The 16,472-nt window shown below is 69.2% G+C and carries 16 protein-coding genes and 3 pseudogenes; 14 read left to right on the forward strand and 5 right to left on the reverse strand.

Features of this window, described 5'->3' with window-relative positions:
* The first annotated feature begins 7 nt into the window (after positions 1-7).
* Positions 8-670, forward strand: coding sequence for a LysR substrate-binding domain-containing protein (locus QF027_RS49900; RefSeq protein WP_373431998.1), 663 nt, complete (start codon positions 8-10; stop codon positions 668-670).
* Here the strand turns inward: QF027_RS49900 and QF027_RS46970 are convergent.
* Complete coding sequence (locus tag QF027_RS46970; RefSeq protein WP_306972734.1) at positions 663-1,133, reverse strand: Lrp/AsnC family transcriptional regulator; 471 nt, start codon at positions 1,131-1,133, stop codon at positions 663-665. The genes QF027_RS49900 and QF027_RS46970 overlap by 8 nt on opposite strands.
* A gap of 95 nt (positions 1,134-1,228) precedes the next feature.
* Here QF027_RS46970 and QF027_RS46975 point away from each other — a divergent pair, with 95 nt between their 5' ends.
* From QF027_RS46975 to QF027_RS47010, 7 genes and pseudogenes are all read left to right on the forward strand, one after another.
* Positions 1,229-2,104 (forward strand): TIGR03619 family F420-dependent LLM class oxidoreductase, encoded by an 876-nt coding sequence (locus QF027_RS46975; RefSeq protein ID WP_307081720.1) that lies wholly within the window; start codon positions 1,229-1,231, stop codon positions 2,102-2,104.
* The gene (locus tag QF027_RS46980; RefSeq protein WP_306972732.1) at positions 2,101-2,529 is read left to right on the forward strand and encodes a nucleoside deaminase; all 429 of its coding nucleotides are present in this window, start codon (positions 2,101-2,103) and stop codon (positions 2,527-2,529) included. The genes QF027_RS46975 and QF027_RS46980 overlap by 4 nt, the downstream gene beginning before the upstream one ends.
* A gap of 113 nt (positions 2,530-2,642) precedes the next feature.
* A pseudogene (locus tag QF027_RS50070) lies at positions 2,643-3,892 on the forward strand (hypothetical protein); the annotation flags it as partial.
* Between the two features lie 429 nt (positions 3,893-4,321).
* A complete protein-coding gene (locus tag QF027_RS46995) occupies positions 4,322-5,527 on the forward strand; it encodes a globin domain-containing protein (RefSeq protein WP_307081722.1) in 1,206 nt (401 codons plus the stop codon).
* Between the two features lie 74 nt (positions 5,528-5,601).
* A pseudogene (locus QF027_RS47000) lies at positions 5,602-5,811 on the forward strand (sodium-independent anion transporter); the annotation flags it as partial.
* Positions 5,808-6,314 (forward strand): pyridoxamine 5'-phosphate oxidase family protein, encoded by a 507-nt coding sequence (locus QF027_RS47005; RefSeq protein ID WP_307081724.1) that lies wholly within the window; start codon positions 5,808-5,810, stop codon positions 6,312-6,314. The pseudogene QF027_RS47000 and the gene QF027_RS47005, both read left to right, overlap by 4 nt.
* Positions 6,311-6,493 (forward strand): hypothetical protein, encoded by a 183-nt coding sequence (locus QF027_RS47010; RefSeq protein ID WP_307081726.1) that lies wholly within the window; start codon positions 6,311-6,313, stop codon positions 6,491-6,493. The genes QF027_RS47005 and QF027_RS47010 overlap by 4 nt, the downstream gene beginning before the upstream one ends.
* On the opposite strand, the gene QF027_RS47015 is transcribed toward QF027_RS47010, so the two are convergent.
* Positions 6,463-6,762 carry a hypothetical protein gene (locus QF027_RS47015; protein WP_307081729.1) on the reverse strand — a complete coding sequence of 100 codons (300 nt, stop codon included), beginning with the start codon at positions 6,760-6,762 and terminating at the stop codon, positions 6,463-6,465. The two genes, QF027_RS47010 and QF027_RS47015, sit on opposite strands and share 31 nt — an antisense overlap.
* 690 nt (positions 6,763-7,452) lie before the next feature.
* Here QF027_RS47015 and QF027_RS49905 point away from each other — a divergent pair.
* Positions 7,453-7,569 (forward strand): annotated as a pseudogene (locus QF027_RS49905) (cation transporter); the annotation flags it as partial.
* A 139-nt stretch (positions 7,570-7,708) separates the two neighbouring features.
* Here QF027_RS49905 and QF027_RS47020 read toward each other — a convergent pair.
* Both QF027_RS47020 and QF027_RS47025 read right to left on the reverse strand, forming a co-directional pair.
* Positions 7,709-8,911, reverse strand: a complete 1,203-nt coding sequence (locus QF027_RS47020) for a glycoside hydrolase family 1 protein (protein WP_307081732.1) — start codon at positions 8,909-8,911, stop codon at positions 7,709-7,711.
* A gap of 58 nt (positions 8,912-8,969) precedes the next feature.
* Entirely contained in the window at positions 8,970-10,319 is a 1,350-nt protein-coding gene (locus QF027_RS47025; RefSeq protein WP_306972728.1) for a mucin-1, read from the reverse strand.
* Positions 10,320-10,500: 181 nt separating this feature from the next.
* Here QF027_RS47025 and QF027_RS47030 point away from each other — a divergent pair, with 181 nt between their 5' ends.
* From QF027_RS47030 to QF027_RS47045, 4 genes are all read left to right on the forward strand, one after another.
* Positions 10,501-11,523 carry a LacI family DNA-binding transcriptional regulator gene (locus tag QF027_RS47030; RefSeq protein ID WP_306972727.1) on the forward strand — a complete coding sequence of 341 codons (1,023 nt, stop codon included), beginning with the start codon at positions 10,501-10,503 and terminating at the stop codon, positions 11,521-11,523.
* Positions 11,524-11,610: 87 nt separating this feature from the next.
* Positions 11,611-12,954, forward strand: coding sequence for an ABC transporter substrate-binding protein (locus QF027_RS47035; protein WP_307081735.1), 1,344 nt, complete (start codon positions 11,611-11,613; stop codon positions 12,952-12,954).
* A gap of 61 nt (positions 12,955-13,015) precedes the next feature.
* Positions 13,016-14,023, forward strand: coding sequence for a carbohydrate ABC transporter permease (locus QF027_RS47040; protein WP_306972725.1), 1,008 nt, complete (start codon positions 13,016-13,018; stop codon positions 14,021-14,023).
* 1 nt (position 14,024) lies between these two features.
* Entirely contained in the window at positions 14,025-14,885 is an 861-nt protein-coding gene (locus QF027_RS47045; protein WP_306972724.1) for a carbohydrate ABC transporter permease, read from the forward strand.
* 394 nt (positions 14,886-15,279) lie between these two features.
* On the opposite strand, the gene QF027_RS47050 is transcribed toward QF027_RS47045, so the two are convergent.
* Positions 15,280-16,254, reverse strand: coding sequence for a transposase (locus QF027_RS47050; RefSeq protein ID WP_307081737.1), 975 nt, complete (start codon positions 16,252-16,254; stop codon positions 15,280-15,282).
* Here QF027_RS47050 and QF027_RS47055 point away from each other — a divergent pair.
* Positions 16,253-16,462: a hypothetical protein gene (locus tag QF027_RS47055; protein ID WP_307081739.1), complete on the forward strand. Its 210-nt coding sequence runs from the start codon at positions 16,253-16,255 to the stop codon at positions 16,460-16,462. The two genes, QF027_RS47050 and QF027_RS47055, sit on opposite strands and share 2 nt — an antisense overlap.
* Positions 16,463-16,472: the final 10 nt, after the last annotated feature.

The following is a 16,472-nucleotide window of genomic DNA, read 5'->3' on the forward strand; positions in this document are numbered from 1 at the left end:
GCCCCTCATCGAGGCCTTCCGCTCCCGCCACCCCGGCAGCGATGTCCAGTTCGGCGAGATCAACGGCAGCGACCCGTTCACCGCGCTGCGCACCGGAGAGCACGACGCGCACGTGCTCTGGCTTCCGGTGGCCGAACCGGACCTCACGGTCGGCCCGACCGCGCTGGCCGGAGGCCGCGTGCTCGCCGTGGCGGCAGACCATCCGCTGGCCGAGCGCGGCACCGCGTCCCTGGAAGACCTCGGCGACAACCATGTCGTCGACTTCGGCCCCGCCGCCCCCGAGTACTGGATCGCGGCCATGGTCCCCACGCGTACGCCGCTCGGCCGCCGTATCCCGCGCGGGCCCGCCGCGCGTACTTTCCACGAGGTTCTCTCCCTGGTCGCCTCCGGACAGTGCGTCCACCCCGCTGGGCGAGATCGCCGCCCGCTACAACAGTCCCCCCGGCATCGTCTTCCTCCCCGTTCACGACGCCCCCACCATCCACTACGCCCTCACGTGGCGATCCACCGACGACAGCCCCACCCTCCACACACTGGCCCAGACCGCCGCCGACCTCGGCCCCATCTCCATGTGACAGCGGATGACGGGCAGTTGATGGTCGCCGCTGCTGGACGCCAGGCCGGGCCCCGGCGATGGAGTGGCGTCCGCGCAACGTCAGCGCCTACCTGACGGTGTTCACCCGAAGCACCCCCGGACCACGCAACGGGAGCGTCCGGCTGAGGACGAGGTTGGTGGTGGTGCTCCCGAACTCGGCCAGCTCGTCAACGATCTCCTCCAGGTGGGCCATCGACGGGGCCACCACCTTCATGACGTAGCAGTCGTCTCCGGTGGTGCGAAGGCACTCCAGGATCTCCGAGCGCTCCTCCAGCAGCCGGCGCAGCGGCTGGTGCCGGGTTCCCGGCCCCGGGTACTTGAGCCGGACCACCGCCATCACCGGGTAACCGGTCCGCTCCGGGTTCACCTCCGCCCGGTACCCAGTGATCACCCCGGCCTCCTCGAGCCGACGCACCCGCTCCTTGGTCGCCGACGCGCTCAGGTTCACCCGCCGCGCCAGCTCGGTGAACGGGATCCGGCCGTCCTGTTGGACTTCTGCCAGGATCGCCCAGTCCGTCACGTCGAGACTCTCGGTCATACGCCCATTCTACCGGCGGATCCACGGCCGAACCGCCTCTGAACAGGCGGGAATCCCTTCTGGCGACCCGTACGCCCTGCCTAGGGTTGGGCCCTATGAAGATCGGAGTGAACGTCCCCAATTTCGGCCCGGGCACCGACCCCGGAGTGTTGCGAAGCTGGGCCCAGACCGTGGAGGGCCTGGGCTTCGACCTACTGATGATCTCGGACCACATAGCCATTACGCCGGATGTCGCCGAGCGCTACCCGGCCCCCTTCTACGAGCCCTTCACCACCTTGTCCTGGCTGGCCGGCCTCACCACCCGTATCCAGCTCGGCACGACAGTCCTCATCGCTCCCTACCGGCATCCGCTGCTCACCGCCCGAATGGCGGCCAATCTGAATGAGCTGAGCGGCGGCCGGCTGATCCTCGGCGTGGGAGTGGGCTGGGCGCGGCAGGAGTTCACCGCCCTCGACATCCCGTTCTCACAGCGCGGACAGCTGACCGACAGCCACCTGCGGGACATCCGGGCCGCCTGGAAGGACACCGCCTCATACGGAGACCGCCGGATCCCGGTGTGGGTCGGCGGCAACAGCGACGCGGGGCTGCGCCGGGCCGTACGACTCGGAGACGCATGGCATCCGCTGCACCCCACCATGCCGTGGCTGCGCGAAGCCGCAGGCAGGCTGCAGACGTACGCGGACGAGCAACACTTGCCCGTGCCCGCCCTGGCTCCCCGCATCGCCCTGCGACTCACCAAGGAACCGGTCGACGGAGCGGGACGGCTCGCCGGTGAGGGCACCATCGACCAGATCATGGACGACCTCGACCAACTGCGGCTGCTGGGCGCCAAGTCCGTCGTCCTCGACACCTACCAGGGCGACCCCCACGCGACATGTCACCCGCAGGCGGCCTGGCAAGCCCTCGCCACCGTGGCCGCGCACCTTCTCCAGCCCAACACCCCACCCCGCACCACGAGGGAGCAGTCATGACCACACCCGACGACCACACCCTCCTCCGACAGGCCATCTCTCTCGCGGCCAAGGCACGCACGAGCGGCAACCCGCCCTTTGGATCTCTGTTGGCAGGACCGGACGGGACGATCCTGGCCGAGGAGCACAACACCACCCTCACCGACAACGACGTCACCGCACACCCGGAACTCAAATTGGCGAGGTGGGCCGCAAGAGAACTCGACGCGCAGACGGCGGCAGGCACCACCATGTACACCAGCTGCCAGCCGTGCGGGATGTGCAATGCCGTCATCCAATGGGCAGGACTGCGACGAGTGGTGTTCGCCCTGTCCAACGAACAGCTCCTGGACATCAGGCCGGGCAGCAGCCGAACGCCCGTGCCGCAGGACGGCCCCGCGCTGCTCGACGAGGTACGGGCCGCGGTCGAGCCCTACTACCGCTGACCGCCGGGCCCAGGGCAGAGCGGAACGCACCTGGGTACGCTCGCCCCTCCAAAGGAGCCACACCCATTTGACTTAGTGCAGAGAAGCACGGCGCATTTCAAACGTGAGTTCGCGGGCCGCATGAACTGCGCTGTCTGGGACTTTTCCCCAACCGGGACACCGCCCCCACCGCGGCCGGGCACAAGATCGTGCTCACAGGGTCAACGACACCCTCGACGCCGAGGTCCTGCGCGCCCTGGCCACGGACGGCACGAAGATGATCGCCCAACGCGCCACCGGCTACAACAACATCGACCTGACGGAGGCCGAGGAACTCGACCTGACGGTGGCCCGGGTGTCGTCCTACTCGCCCTCGTCGGTCGCCGAGTTCGCTTGGGCGCTGGCGCTCGCCGTCGACCGGCGGATCGTTCGTGCCGCGCACCGCACCCGGGAGTTCGACTTCCGGCTCGACGGGCTGATGGGCCGTGACCTGCACGGCCGGACGGCCGGTGTGGTGGGCACCGGCAAGATCGAGGCCGCGTTCGCGCGGGGCCCGTGGGCGTCGGTTCCGGGGCCAGAGCCTGAAACGCGTCTCCGCCGCGCACGCGGACCTCACCCCGGATGTCCGGCTGCTGCCCGAGCCGCAGGACCCGCTGCTGCTCGCCGCCGTCCAGCTGACCGGGCAGGCCGGGCGCGCGCCGGACGACGAGTCGGCCCGGCTGCATGCGGTGATCCGGCAGCGACACACCAGCCGCCACCCCTTCGCGGAGAAGGACATCCCCGAGGACATCCGGACCACACTGCAAGATGCGCGGCACGCGAGTCGGCCGCCCTGCTCTTCCCCGGCCCCTTGCATGCCGAGACGGTGCTCGACCTGGTCCGCGACGCCGAGAGCCGCGATGTCATGGACTCCGGCGCCCGCGAGGACCTCGTCCGCTGGACCCGGCTCGGCCCGGAGGCGGACACAGCCGTCGACAGTGTCCCCGAGTACGCCTTCGGGCCGCGCAAGCGGGACGGCAAGGCTCCGGTACGGGACTTCGCCGGGCGCCGACCGGTGGCCGACCGTGGCACCACCACGTTCGAGTACGCCCCGCACCTGGCCCTGCTGAGCGCTCCCGGCGACGGACCCGCCGACTGGCTGCGCGCCGGTCAGGCCTTGGAACGGGTGCTCCTGGAGGCAACCCTGGCCGACCTGGCCACATCCTTGACCTCCCACGCGCTGAGACCCCTGAGCTGCGCCTGCTGGTCCGCGACCCGGGATCGGGCACGGGGCAGGTGCAGATGGTGCTGCGTCTCGGCTACGGCCCGCGGGGTCCGGCCACCCGCCGCCGCGCGGTCACTGATGTTCTCGACATCGTGTAGCCGCAAGACCGCTTCCGTCTGACTGGGCCCTGCGATCGCTCGCGTCCGTGAGTGTTCGCTCAGCGGCACGGTGCAGACGTGGGACCGTTTCATCTTTGCGGGTGGACGATGGCGTTTGCGACAGGGGTCTTTCGCGCACTTCCGGCACAGGGCGCGAGGACGAAATGAGGGGCGAATCGGCTCCACGTTGCAGTCGGTTGTCCTTGAGGTGTTTGGCGCATCCGGTCGCTGGCGACCCGCACGGAAACCAGGCGCGACTCCGTGGCCGGTTCGGACCGAGAGGTGGCCAGGGGCACTGTTGCCGCCGACGGTCCGTTGGTGGGGGCGGCCGCGTCCACATGAGCCAATCGGCCTCAAAGAGAAGGCCATTCGGCCCTCGGCCCCCGTACATGGTTCAAGCCACGATGGTGAGCGCCAATCCGCTTGTCCACCCCATCTGCTGAGGAGACCCATGCTTTCGCCCGAGTCGGCCGCCGTCGTCCGTGCCACCCTGCCCGCCGTCGGCGGAGCCCTGGACGAGATCGCGGCGCGGTTCTACGGCACGATGTTCGCCGAGCAACCCGAGTTGCTGGACGGTCTGTTCAACCGCGGCAACCAGGCCAGCGGACAACAGCGCCGTGCTCTGGCCGGGTCCATCGCAGGCTTCGCGCAGGCACTGCTCGCCGACCCCGACGCCCGCCCGGACGCGCTGCTGTCGCGGATCGCCCACAAGCACGCCGCACTTGGTGTCACCGAGAACCAGTACACGATCGTTCATAAGTACCTGTTCGGAGCCATTGCCGACGTGCTCGGCGAGGCGGTCACGCCAGAGGTCGCCGCCGCCTGGGACGAGGTGTACTGGCTGATGGCCGGCGCGCTCATCGCCCGGGAAGCCCGCCTGTACCACGAGGCGCAGGTCGATCCCCGTAATCCGTGGCGGCAGTGGACGGTCGTCGAGCGGCGGGAGGAGACCCCTGACGCGGTGTCCTTCCTGCTGCGCCCGGCCGACGACGGCCCGATCCTCTCCGGCAGGGCCGGCCAGTACGTCAGCGTCCGTGTGAAGATGCCTGACGGCATACACCAGTTGCGCCAGTACAGCCTCTCCGGCGCCCCCGGCGACCAGCTGCGCCGTATCACCGTCAAACGGGTCGCGAGCGTGGCCGACGCCCCCGAGGGCGAGGTGTCCAACCAGCTGCACCGCACCGTCCGGGCCGGCGACGAACTCACCCTGTCCGCCCCGTTCGGCGACGTGGTCCTCGACGACGCAGACAGCCCGCTGCTGCTGGTTTCGGCCGGCATTGGCTGCACCCCGATGGTCGGCATGCTCGAACACCTCGCGGCGACCGGAGCCGCCCGCCCGGTCACGGTGCTGCACGCCGACCGCTCCCCGGCCGACCACGCCCTGCGCGCGGACACCCGCCGCCTCGTCGGCCGACTGCCCGGCGCCCGGGCCGAGTTCTGGTACGAACAGGACGCCGCCGCCGAACCCGGCGCCCGCACCGGTCTGATGGACCTCGACGGACTGGACCTGCCCGCCGACGCCGACGTCTACCTGTGCGGCTCCCTGCCGTTCATGCGCACCGTGCGGGCCCAGCTGCTGCAGGCCGGCATCCCCGCCCGCCGCATCCGTTACGAGGTCTTCGGCCCCGACCTGTGGCTGGCCCACGCGGAAGGCTGAGCACAGACGCCGCAGAAGGTTGGGGCGGGGGCCGGTGTCGAACCGGTGGTCGCAGGCGTCCAGAACCGCCGCGCATCCTCGTCCTCGCCTCCGGGATACGCCCCAGCCAGGTTCAGGTCCTGGACTCCGTCGGCGCTCTGGATCTGCTGCGGCACGAGGGGCGGGAGTACGCCTCCACACCCGAGGCGATCCGGGATGCGGGTGATCACCTGGAGGTGTCCGGTGTCCTGTCGGGCGTCCCGGCCCAGCCGACCTCCGCCGCCAGCGAGGAAGCAACCCGATGAGTACCCGTCCCGCCGTACTGCCCATGACCGAGGACTCCGGCGCGGAGGCTGTGTGGCTGCTGGAAGGCAGCCCTCTGGGGCGACTGGTGTACGTGCAGCGGGAGCAGGCCGCTGCACGTCCCGCGCGGCACGTGGGGGAGTTCGGCCGCCTGATCGTCCGCACCCCGACCCCGCCTGCGGCGCTGCCCTTGTCAGCGGCGTACCCGGTGGACGACGTGGGCGCCGCGACCGACACCGGCTGGACGGTTACCGCGACCGGCCCCGCCGACGTGATCACCGACCCGGACGAGGCCGTCCACTACCAGCGCACCCTGCCCGGCTGGGAGCACGGTCCGCACGACACGGTCGTGCGTATCCGCCTGCAGAGTGCGACCGGCTTCCGCTGTGGGCTCCGGCACCGAGCAGGTCCTCCAGCGCGGGGCGCAGGCTGCCGTCCGGCCACAACTCGCCGGCGGCGATCACGACGACGGGATGTTCGGGGGTGCCGTAGCCGTGACAGGTGAGCCAGGTGCCGACCGCGGTGATGTTGCGCAGGCAGGCGGCGACCACCCGCACCCCGGGCGGCGCGGCGGCCGCGATCGCGGCGCCGTTCGGTGACGGCAGCACCGGCCGGGCCACGAAGGGGGCGGCGCGCAGGTGGGCGGGCGACAGCTACCAGGGCGTTTCCGGTGTGACGGTGTGACGGTGGGAGGCCAGCCGGGCACCCGACTGACGCGCGTATGCCGCGGTGACCTGCGCGGCGCCGCTCCGTTCCGCCTCGGACGCGGGGCCGCCCGGCCACGGGAAGGGAAGGACGCGGATGCCCCTGTCGACGGCGACGCTCACCGCTGTGGTGAACGACAGCACGTCGACGGCGACAAGACAGGCCGCCTCGTTCGCGAGCCGGCTCGCACCCGTGGGTCCCCAATGGAAGCGCACTCCGCTCCCGGACTGGACGTCCCAGCCGTCCATTGCACCCCTCTCAGGTCGGTGTGGCGTGCGTGGGTCAGCGGCGGTCGGTCCCCGGGGTGGGCATGTCGGGACGGCCGCCGAGGGACAACGTCAGCGGGCGAGCAGTGCCGCAGCGCGGGCAGGCACCGTCCGGACCGACGGCGGCGGGGCGGCACTTCAGGCGGCAGACGGGGCACTGGAGCCAGGTGACTCCGATACCGCGCAGCGGCGTGATCCTTACGCAAACCTCCCTCACGCAACAGTAAGCGCGAGGAATTGGGGGCAGGAATCGCGAGGAGATTGCGGATTGAAGGACGCAGAGAGACGGTCATCGACAGGCCGTTCGTCTCCCGATGACACTCATGGACGCCTGCTCCGGCGAGCGCAAACAGGGCTGTTGTCGGATGGCGACTCAGCTCAGGGTTCCGGGCGATGTGGCCAGGAAGGTGCTGAGTCTGGCTGCTACCAGCCCCCCATGGCGGGGCTGGGAAGTGGGGAGCGAATTCGTCGTAGCGTCCAACGTGGGCGTCACCATCGGCTCCTGGGCAGCAGGCATAGCCCTGGCCTCGCCCCTGCGGCAGGCAGGGCCTCCTCTGGTCGGTCGGCAGGGTGGCGGCTGGTCAGGCCGACGGGGCGGTCGCCAAAGGTCAGGACAGCATGACCTTCAACGACGTGGCAGCCCGGTCTCTGGCCCGCGGCCTCCTCAGGTGAGGCCGCGACGCCTGGAAGCGCAAGGGCTGTTGCGCGACACCGGCCGCAGCTGTGCCGATACCAGCAGCTGGAGCCGACGCCTGCGGCTGCCGTCCCGGGTGCGACTGCTGCAAATGATCGGCAGTCCCGGTGCTGCCGTAATTCGTGAACATTCGCACCGACGTTGCCCCTTGCTTGCCTCCCGAACCGCTGTCGAAACGCTGTCCGCTCTCGCGTGCAAAGCAAGTCGAGCCGGAGGTGTTCTCTGCCGCGGGATTCAGTAGGTGGCTCGGGGCAGTGTGCCCGTGCGGGCGAGGTTGCCGAGCCAGGCGGCGGATGGCTTGGGGGTGCGTTCGAAGGTGTCGGGGTCAACGGAGATGAGGCCGAACGTAGGCTTGTAGGAGCCCCATTCGTAGTTGTCGAGTGCGCTCCAGTGGAGGTAGCCGCGTACGTCGAGGCCGTCCTCCAGGGCGGCGGAGACTTCCTGGAGTGCTCCGGTGGTGTAGGCGATGCGACGTGTGTCGTCGTCGGTGGCGATGCCGTTCTCGGTGACGATCAAGGGAACGTCGCCGACGATCTCGGCGGTGTGGCGCAGCGCGTACCCGATCGCTTGAGGGTAGTACTCCCAGCCGGTGAGGGTGCGGTCGGCGTCGGCGGGGGCGGGGATCGGGCCGTCGGTGGTGATCCTGGTGCGGGTGTAGGACTGGACGCCGATCCAGTCGTCATCGCGGGCGGCTTCGATGAAGACGTCTTCGCGGGGGTGGCTGTAGGCGGCAGCGGCGGCTTCGGCGCCGGGCAGGGCCTGGTAGACCTGGTTGGCGATGGACCAGCCGACCTGGATGTCGGCAGAGATCGCCTTGACGGCAGCCGTGGCGCGGCGGTGGGTCTGGACCAGGGCGTCGGTGGTGGCCTTGTCGGGCAGCACGAGTCCCGCTGTGGGAGGTGCTTCGGTGCCCAGTTCGCGGATGGCGCCGGCGACCGCGATCATGTTGGGCTCGTTGATGGTGCACACGTGCCGTACGTCGGCGCCGATGACCGGTGCGGTGGCCTGCACGTACCGCTCGAACAGCTCGGCGGCGCCCTCCGCGGTCCAGCCTCCGCGTTCGGCGAACCAGCGCGGGACGGTGAAGTGGTGCAGGGTCACCATGGGGCGCAGGCCGCGTTCGATGGCGCCGTCGACCATGCGCCGGTAGTGGGCGATCTCGGCCTTGGAGAAGTGGCCGGGGGCGGGTTCGATCCGGGCCCATTCGATGCTGAAGCCGTAGTCGGTGAAGCCGAGCTGGGCGAGCAGATCCATGTCGTCGCGCCACCGGTGGTAGCTGTCGGCGGCGTCTCCGCTGGGTTCGGTGATGGAGCCGCCGCCGTGTTCCATCTGCCACCAGTCGCTGTTGACGTTGTTGCCCTCGATCTGGTGGGCGGCGGTGGAGGCGCCCCACAGGAAGCCGTCGGGGAAGCGGAGACCGTCGGCGGTGACGTTCATGGCTGGACCTTTCCAGGGTCGTGCGGTGTGTCGGTCAGCGGACGCGGGCTCTCGCCCGTCAGGGAGTTGAGGGGCCGGGCCAGATGGCCGAGGCGTCGTCGCGGTGGGGGTCGGGCAGCCGGATCGGGCGGACGGGGATGGTGCGTTCGCGTCCTTCGGTGACGGCCGTCCACGGTGCGGGGTGCCCGGAGTAGCACAAAGTGGTCAGGGCGAACACGCCGTCGGCGTAGACCTCGACGTACTCGCCGATGGTGAGGATGCGCAGGGTGGCGGCGGGGTCCGTCAGGACGGTCTCACCGAGCCGGTTCCCGTCGGGGCCGGTGACCCAGAGGTTCTTGCCGTCGCAGCCCACGGCGAGGGCGGAGCGGGCGCTGTCCGGGGTGTCGGTGCGCAGGGTGATCTCGACGGGTCCTGATATGCCGATGTCGCCGACTGCGTGCAGGGCGGGGCGGTCGGTCTCTTCGCCGAGCCAGGTGTCCAGGCCGGGCCACCATTCCAGGCGGAGCTCGCAATCGCCGTGCACGGCAAGGTATTTGGGCTGGGCGAGCATGCCGCGACAGCGGTCGCCGGTGTCGGTGAGGCCGACCTGGCGGGGCGTGGTGTGCAGGACGACGCGGGTGCCGTCGGGGGCGGGGATGACGCGGGGGGCGTAGGAGCCGGTCGGGCCGAGGGGGCCGCGGCGGGTCCAGGGGCCCCGCAGGCTCGGGGCGCTCCATGCCTCGAATCCGCGCGTCTGGCCGATGGAGCCGAGCAGCAGCCAGGACCCGTCGTCGAGGCGTTCCAGGACGGGGCACTCCAGTTCGTCGACGTCGCCGGGTGAGATGAGCGGTGGGTGGACGGTCCAGTGCTCCAGGTCGTCTGAGGTGGCCCAGGCGACGCAGCCGCTGACCTCGACCGGGAGGGAGGCGTCGCTGGCGCAGATGACCATGACCCAGCCGTCCGTCTCGTCGTCGGGTACGACGAAGGGGTCGCGCCAGCCCATGCGTTCGCCGGTGCGGTACCAGCGCGGGTCGGCTTCGACGACCGGTGCGGTGCCGTGGCGGCGCCAGCCGGTGCCGTCGGTGCGCTCGGAGTAGGCGAGGCCGACGGTCTGGAGCGGCCAGCCGGCCGGCGTCAGTCCGCTCACGCCGGTGTAGAACATCGCCATTCCATCGCTGTGCCGTATGGGGTGCATGGTCCACACGGCCTGCTGGTCGAACCGGCCGGGCAGCCCGTTGCCGAAGGCGGCGCCCTGGGGCTGCCAGTGGACCAGGTCGGTGGAGGTGGCCCGGCCGTAGGAGGTCTCCATCCGCAGGTGGTCGAACTCGGCTGTCCAGGGCCCCTGCAGGTGCAGCACCGCGTAGGTGCCGTCCTCGTCCCGGAGCAGGGCGAAGTCGTTCAGGCAGAGGCCGGGTGGGGCGTATCGCATGCGCACTTCCTGTCGGCTCACAGCGCCCAAACGCGTGCGCTGACCATCGATAAAAATTAACTCTCTTTGGAATCAGGCCAAGTAGATATGAACGCAAACGCTTGCGCAACAAGGTGGGTGGGTTTACGGTCACGTCACCCACAGATCACACCGACGTGAAACCAACGGGAGGAACTGCGCCGTGACGGCCAGCATCAACGACGTCGCCCGCGCCGCCGGCGTCTCTGCGTCCACCGTGTCCCGCGCTCTGCGCGGCCGGCCGGGCGTCTCCGACGAGGTACGGGACCAGATCAAGGCCGTTGCCGACCGGCTCGGCTACACCGCCTCCCGCTCCGCCTCCAGCCTGGCCAGCGGCCGCACCTACACCATCGGCGTCCTGGTCCCCTATGTGGGCCGCTGGTTCTTCGGCACCGTGCTGGACTCTGCCGAGAAGGTGTTCAGCGCCGCCGGCTACGACGTGCTGCTGTACAACCTGGGATCGCCGGAGACACGCAAGCGTTTCTTCACCAGACTGCCGGTCCGCAAGCGAGTGGACGCGGTGCTGTCACTTCTCATTCCTGAAGAGGAGGAGTCGGCCGCACTGCGCTCACTCGGGGTGCCGCTTGCCACCACGGTCGGCGGCACCCGGCCCGGCTTCACGGTCGTCGGCATCGACGACCGGGTCGGCACGGAGAGCGCCGTACGGCATCTGGTCAACCTCGGCCACCGCCGCATCGGCATGATCAGCGGGGCCAGCGGGCCGCTGCACTGGACCACCCCTATCGAGCGTCGCAACGCCTACCTGGACGTCCTGGCCGACGCGGGGATCGAGCACGATCCGGCGTTGGAGGCGGACGGTGACTACACCGTCGAGGGCGGCGAGCGGGCCATGACCGAGCTGCTGGCCGCCTCCCGGCCGCCGACGGCGGTGTTCGCGCAGTCCGACGAGATGGCGATGGGCGCCCTGCGCGCCCTGCGCCGACACCGCCTCAAGGTTCCGGAGGACGTGTCCGTCGTCGGCTTCGACGACCACGAACTCGCCGACGTCGTCGGCCTGACCACCGTCGCCCAGCCGGTCGCCGAGCAGGGCGCAGAGGCCGCCCGCCTTCTGCTGCGGCAACTGGACGAGCCCGACGCCCAACCACCTGCCGAGCAGGTGCAGATGCCCATCCGCCTCGTCCTGCGGGAGACCACCGCTCCGCCCCGCCAACGCGGACCGCAGTAATACCCCTCACCTCTTGAGCCCCACACCCCCACGCCCCCGAAGCACGCCCGCACTTCGAACCCTCGCCACAGCACGGAGGCACAGCCCATGAGTTCGACCAGCAGAAAGTACCGCCGCACAGCCTGTACGGGCCTGGCCCTCGCCCTTCCCCTCGCCGCCCTGGCCGCCTGTGGCGGCGGAAGCGGTGGTGACACCTCCGCCGCGGCGGGCAGCGGCAAGGGCGCCATCAGCGTCTGGGCCCACCAGGGCCAGAAGAGCGAGGACACCGCACTGCAGAAAGCGGTGAAGTCCTTCAACTCCTCACAGAGCAACATCAAGGTCGACCTGAAGCTGATCCCCGGCAACGACTACACCAAGACCATCACCGCCACCGACGCGTCCAAGCTGCCGGACGTGATGGAGTTCGACGGCCCGACCATGGCGAACTTCGTCTACAACAAGAAGCTCGCCCCGATCGACACCTACGTCTCCGCCAGGACCCTGGCCAACGCCACCGACGCGAGCAAGGCGCAGGGCGAGATCAACGGCAAGCACTACGGCCTGGGCATGTACGACTCCGGGCTCGGCATATACGGCAACAAGAAGCTCCTGGACGCGGCAGGGGTGAAGTACCCGACCAACCTGTCCGACGACTGGACGGCGGACCAGTTCACCGCCGCCCTCAAGGCCCTCAAGGTCAAGGACTCCGACGGCAAAACCCTCGACCTCCAGGAGACCGGCGGCTACGCCAACGAGTGGGGTACCTACGGCTTCGCCCCGATCGTCTGGTCGGCCGGCGGTTCGCTGCTGAAGGACGGTAAGGCGGAAGGGGCCCTCGACACCCCGGCCGTGGTCTCCGCCATGAAGACGTTCCAGTCCTGGAAGCCCTACGTCGACCCCAACACCGACGGCAACGCGTTCGCCAAGGGCCGGGTCGCCCTGAGCTGGGTCGGCCACTGGATGTACCCCACCTACAGCAAGGCCCTCGGCAGCGACCTCGTCGTGCTGCCGCTGCCCGACTTCGGCAACGGCCCCAAGACCGGCCAGGGCTCCTGGGCCTGGGGCATCGGCGCCGACACGAAGAACGCCAAGGCAGCGGGCGCGTTCATGGACTACCTCCTCAACGACACCAACATCGCCGCCATGACGACGGCCAACGGCGCCCCGCCCGCCACCAAGACCGCGCTCGCCAAGAGTGAGCTGTACAAGCAGGGCGGCCCGCTGCAGCTCTTCGCCGACCAACTCGCCAAGCCCTGCGGCGACAGCGACATCACCAAGTCCTGCGTCTCGGTCACCCGCCCGGTCACCGCCGGATATCCCACCGTCACCGCCAAGTTCAGCGACGCCCTGAACTCGATCTACGGCGGTGCCGACCCCAAGAGCGCCCTGGCCAAGGCTGCCCGAGCAATCGACCAGGACTTCTCCGACAACGCCGGCTACAAGATCCCGTAGGACCCATCGGCCGGGGCGGGCGCGGCTACCGCGCCCGCCCCGCCGGGAACAGGACCCTCCCGTGACATCCGTGGAACCCGCGCACGCTGCGCCGCCCGGCCCGGAGCAGGCCCCGTCCGCGACAACCGTGACAACCGCGCCGCTGACGCGATCGGCACGGCCGGGCCGCAAGAACCGCGACTGGCTGCACGGACTGCTCATGTCCGCCCCGGCCGTCAGCGGACTCATCGCCTTTGTCGGCGTGCCGTTCGGCTACGCCGTGGTGCTCTCGTTCTACAACGTGCGCCTCGGCTCCCCGCTGGCACCGTCCTTCTTCGGCCTGGAGCAGTACCGGCGGCTGTTCACCGACCCCGACCTGTCCGGCCCGTTCCTGCGGGCGCTGCTGAACAACCTGACCTTCGCCGTGGTCGTCGTACCGCTGCAGACCGGCCTCGCGCTCGCACTGGCGATCCTGCTCAACCGCAAGCTCAAGGCCATCGGCCTGTTCCGCTCCCTGTTTTTCATGCCGGTCGTCTTCCCCATGGCGCTGGTCGCCGTGATCTGGCGACTCATCCTCGCCCGCAGCGGTCAGGGCATGCTCAACTCGGCGCTGCACGCGGTGAGTTTCGGCAACTGGGGCGCCTTCGACTGGCTCGGCGACTCCGCCACCGCGATGGCCTCGATCATCGTGCTGTCCGTCTGGCAGGGCGTCGGCTTCCAGATGGTCATCCTGCTCGCCGGTCTCCAGCAGATCCCGGGTGAGCTCTACGAGGCCGCCGAACTCGACCGCGCGAGCCGCTGGCAGCAGTTCCGCCACGTCACCCTGCCCGGCATCCGCGGCACCCTCGTCTTCGTCGCGATGCTCACCTCGGTGCTGTCCTTCCGGGTCTTCGACCAGGTCTACGTCCTCGTCAAGGGCGGCGGTCTCGACGAGGACGCTGCCCGCACCGTGATGTACCAGGCCGTCACCACCGCCTTCGACCAGAACAACATCGGCCAGGCGTCCGCGATCACCGTCGTCTTCTTCCTGATCGTCGTCGCCCTGACCCTCCTCCAGCGCCGCGTCGTGCGCCCCGGAAACGAGGACTGACATGAATACGAGCACGAGCCCGGGCGTGATCCGCAGGCCCCTGCGCCGATTCCTCGACTACGCCGTCCTCAGCGTCCTGGCGTTCATCTTCGCGTTGCCCGTCCTCTACCTGTTCATGGGCAGCCTCAAGCCGTCCGACGAGGTCCTCAATGGACTCTCCGGTTTCCTCCCCACCCACCTGTCCTTCGACAATTACACCGCCGTCCTTGACAGCCTCAACTCCGACAGCACGGGCTACATCTGGCGCTTCATGGGCATCTCGCTGCTGCTGGCGTTCGTGGTCGTCACCGGTGGCCTGTTCGTCAATTCCATGGCGGCGTACGGGCTGTCGCGGCTGAAGTGGCGCGGCCGTGAAGCCGTCTTCACTCTCGTACTACTCCTGATGTTGGTCCCCTTCGAGTCCGTCGCCGTGCCGCTCTTCTATATGTTCAACGGCCAGCGCAACACGCTCTTCATCCAGGCGATCCCGTTCATCGCCAACGCCTTCTCCATTTACCAGTTCCACACGTTCTTCCGCTCGATTCCGCCGAGCATCGAGGAAGCTGCCCGCCTCGACGGCGCGGGCCCCTGGCGCACCTTCTTCGCGATCATCGTGCCGATGTCGAAACCGGCTTTTGCCTCGGTCGCGATCCTGACGTTCCTCACTCAGTGGGGTTCCTTCCTGTGGCCGGTCCTGATGGTCTCCGACCCGTCGGTACGCCCGCTGCCGCTGGAGATGAGTGTCTTCCAGGGCCAACTGCCCCCGGACTGGGGGCAGATCCTCGCCTTCGGTGTCCTCCTGGTCCTGCCTGTACTGATCGTCTTCGCCTTCTTCCAACGCTGGTTCGTCCAGGGCGTCGCCAGCTCCGCCGTCAAGGGCTGACCTTGGTCGTCGGCTGAAAGTGACGAGATGAGTGTCCAGGTCCGGTCGCTCGCCCGGGTGACCTCGAGCCGCGTGGCTACTGAAGCCTGGCCGGACCGTTCATCTCGACGCCGGTGCAACTGGAAGACCTCAGCCGGCCCCCGCGCCACCGGGCCCGTTCGCTGGAATGGGTATCCGCTGCGCCGAGGTTCGCCCGCGTCGGCTGAGCTGGAGCGACGTCCCGGATTCCGTATCGGGCAGACTTTCCAGGAGCGGCAGGGGCCATTGAGGGGCCACAAGGACAGGAACAGCTCGACAAGCAGCACACAGGACTGACAGCGATCAACACGTCTGACCTGGGAAAACGTCAAAGATGAGCGTTGATCGGCAAGGGTCGCCAAGATCCTCAAAGGACTCATAATCCGTCGGCCGTGGGTTCGAGTCCCACCCGCCCCACCTGTGCAGGCTTCTGACCTGCGGAAACGTTCATTTTCGGGTGTCGGAGCGTCAACTTTGCCTGAACGGACTGAATCCCCGCTGCTCGCGGGTTTTGGTGCCAGGTTCGTCTGAGTCCGCTGAGGCCCTTCTGACCTGCATGGACGTGAGTGGACGCGTTGCCAGTGAGATGTGTTCTGCTCGGCTCTGCTGCGGCAGGGGCGTGCATTGAGGCCATCCTGAGGCCGGATGGGTGGTGCGGTCGCCGACGTGGGTCCGTCCACGTCGTCCAGGGCGTATTTGTGCAGGCAGGCACGGTGCTGATGGCAGGTCTTCTCGACCGCGGCCGACAGATTCTGAAGCAAATGCCAGCGATCGGCCACCTCGGTCGCGTCCGTGCCGCCTCCTTGATCGCGCGACTGTAGCCGCTGTCGCGGTCCCGGCAGACGATCTCGACGCCGGGGTGCGCGGTGAGCCAGACGGCGAGAGTCTCGCTGGTGCGGTCGGCCAGCAGGTCGACCGGGGCGGACTTCTCGACGTCGACCAGGATGGTCCCGTAGGTGCGCGAGCGGCGGAAGGCGAAGTCGTCGACACCAAGCACCCGCGGACTGCGGGCGGGCACCTCGGGCGTGTGCAGCTGGCCGAGCAGCCGGGCCTTGCCGGTGGGCACGGCCAGCGAGTTGCACAGCCACATGCCCGGACGACCGCCCGCCACGAGTGCGACGGACCGCCACAACTCCTTCACTCCGGGGCCGGCGCGGGAATAACGCGTGGTCAGACCCTCGATCTGCTCGACGAAGGTGCGTCGCCTGCAATCGGGTGCGTCGCAGAAGAACCGCCGGACCTCCAGCTTCACCACCAGGCGGCGCCCGCCGGCGGGATGCTCGGCGAGCCGCCGCCCGTAACGGCTGTGCGCCCGACGCGAGGCGTCCTTCACCCCAGACAGAACCTCCATGACCAGGGCATTCCCGCCGTCAAACGTAAGGCGCCAGGCCGACGATCGTGACCGTCATGAAAATCCGACCGGAACCGATTTCAAAGATCGCCATCAGCTGGCGCCCTACTCGTACGACAAGGGCTTCAAACACGCCATCGACCGGGTGAGATGCGGCGGCACGTGGATGGGTGATGGCTATCTTGCAACCACCAAGGGCGAAGCGTAAGGGCTGCCCC

The sequence above is a fragment of the Streptomyces canus genome, assembly GCF_030816965.1.
Lineage (GTDB): Bacteria > Actinomycetota > Actinomycetes > Streptomycetales > Streptomycetaceae > Streptomyces > Streptomyces canus_E.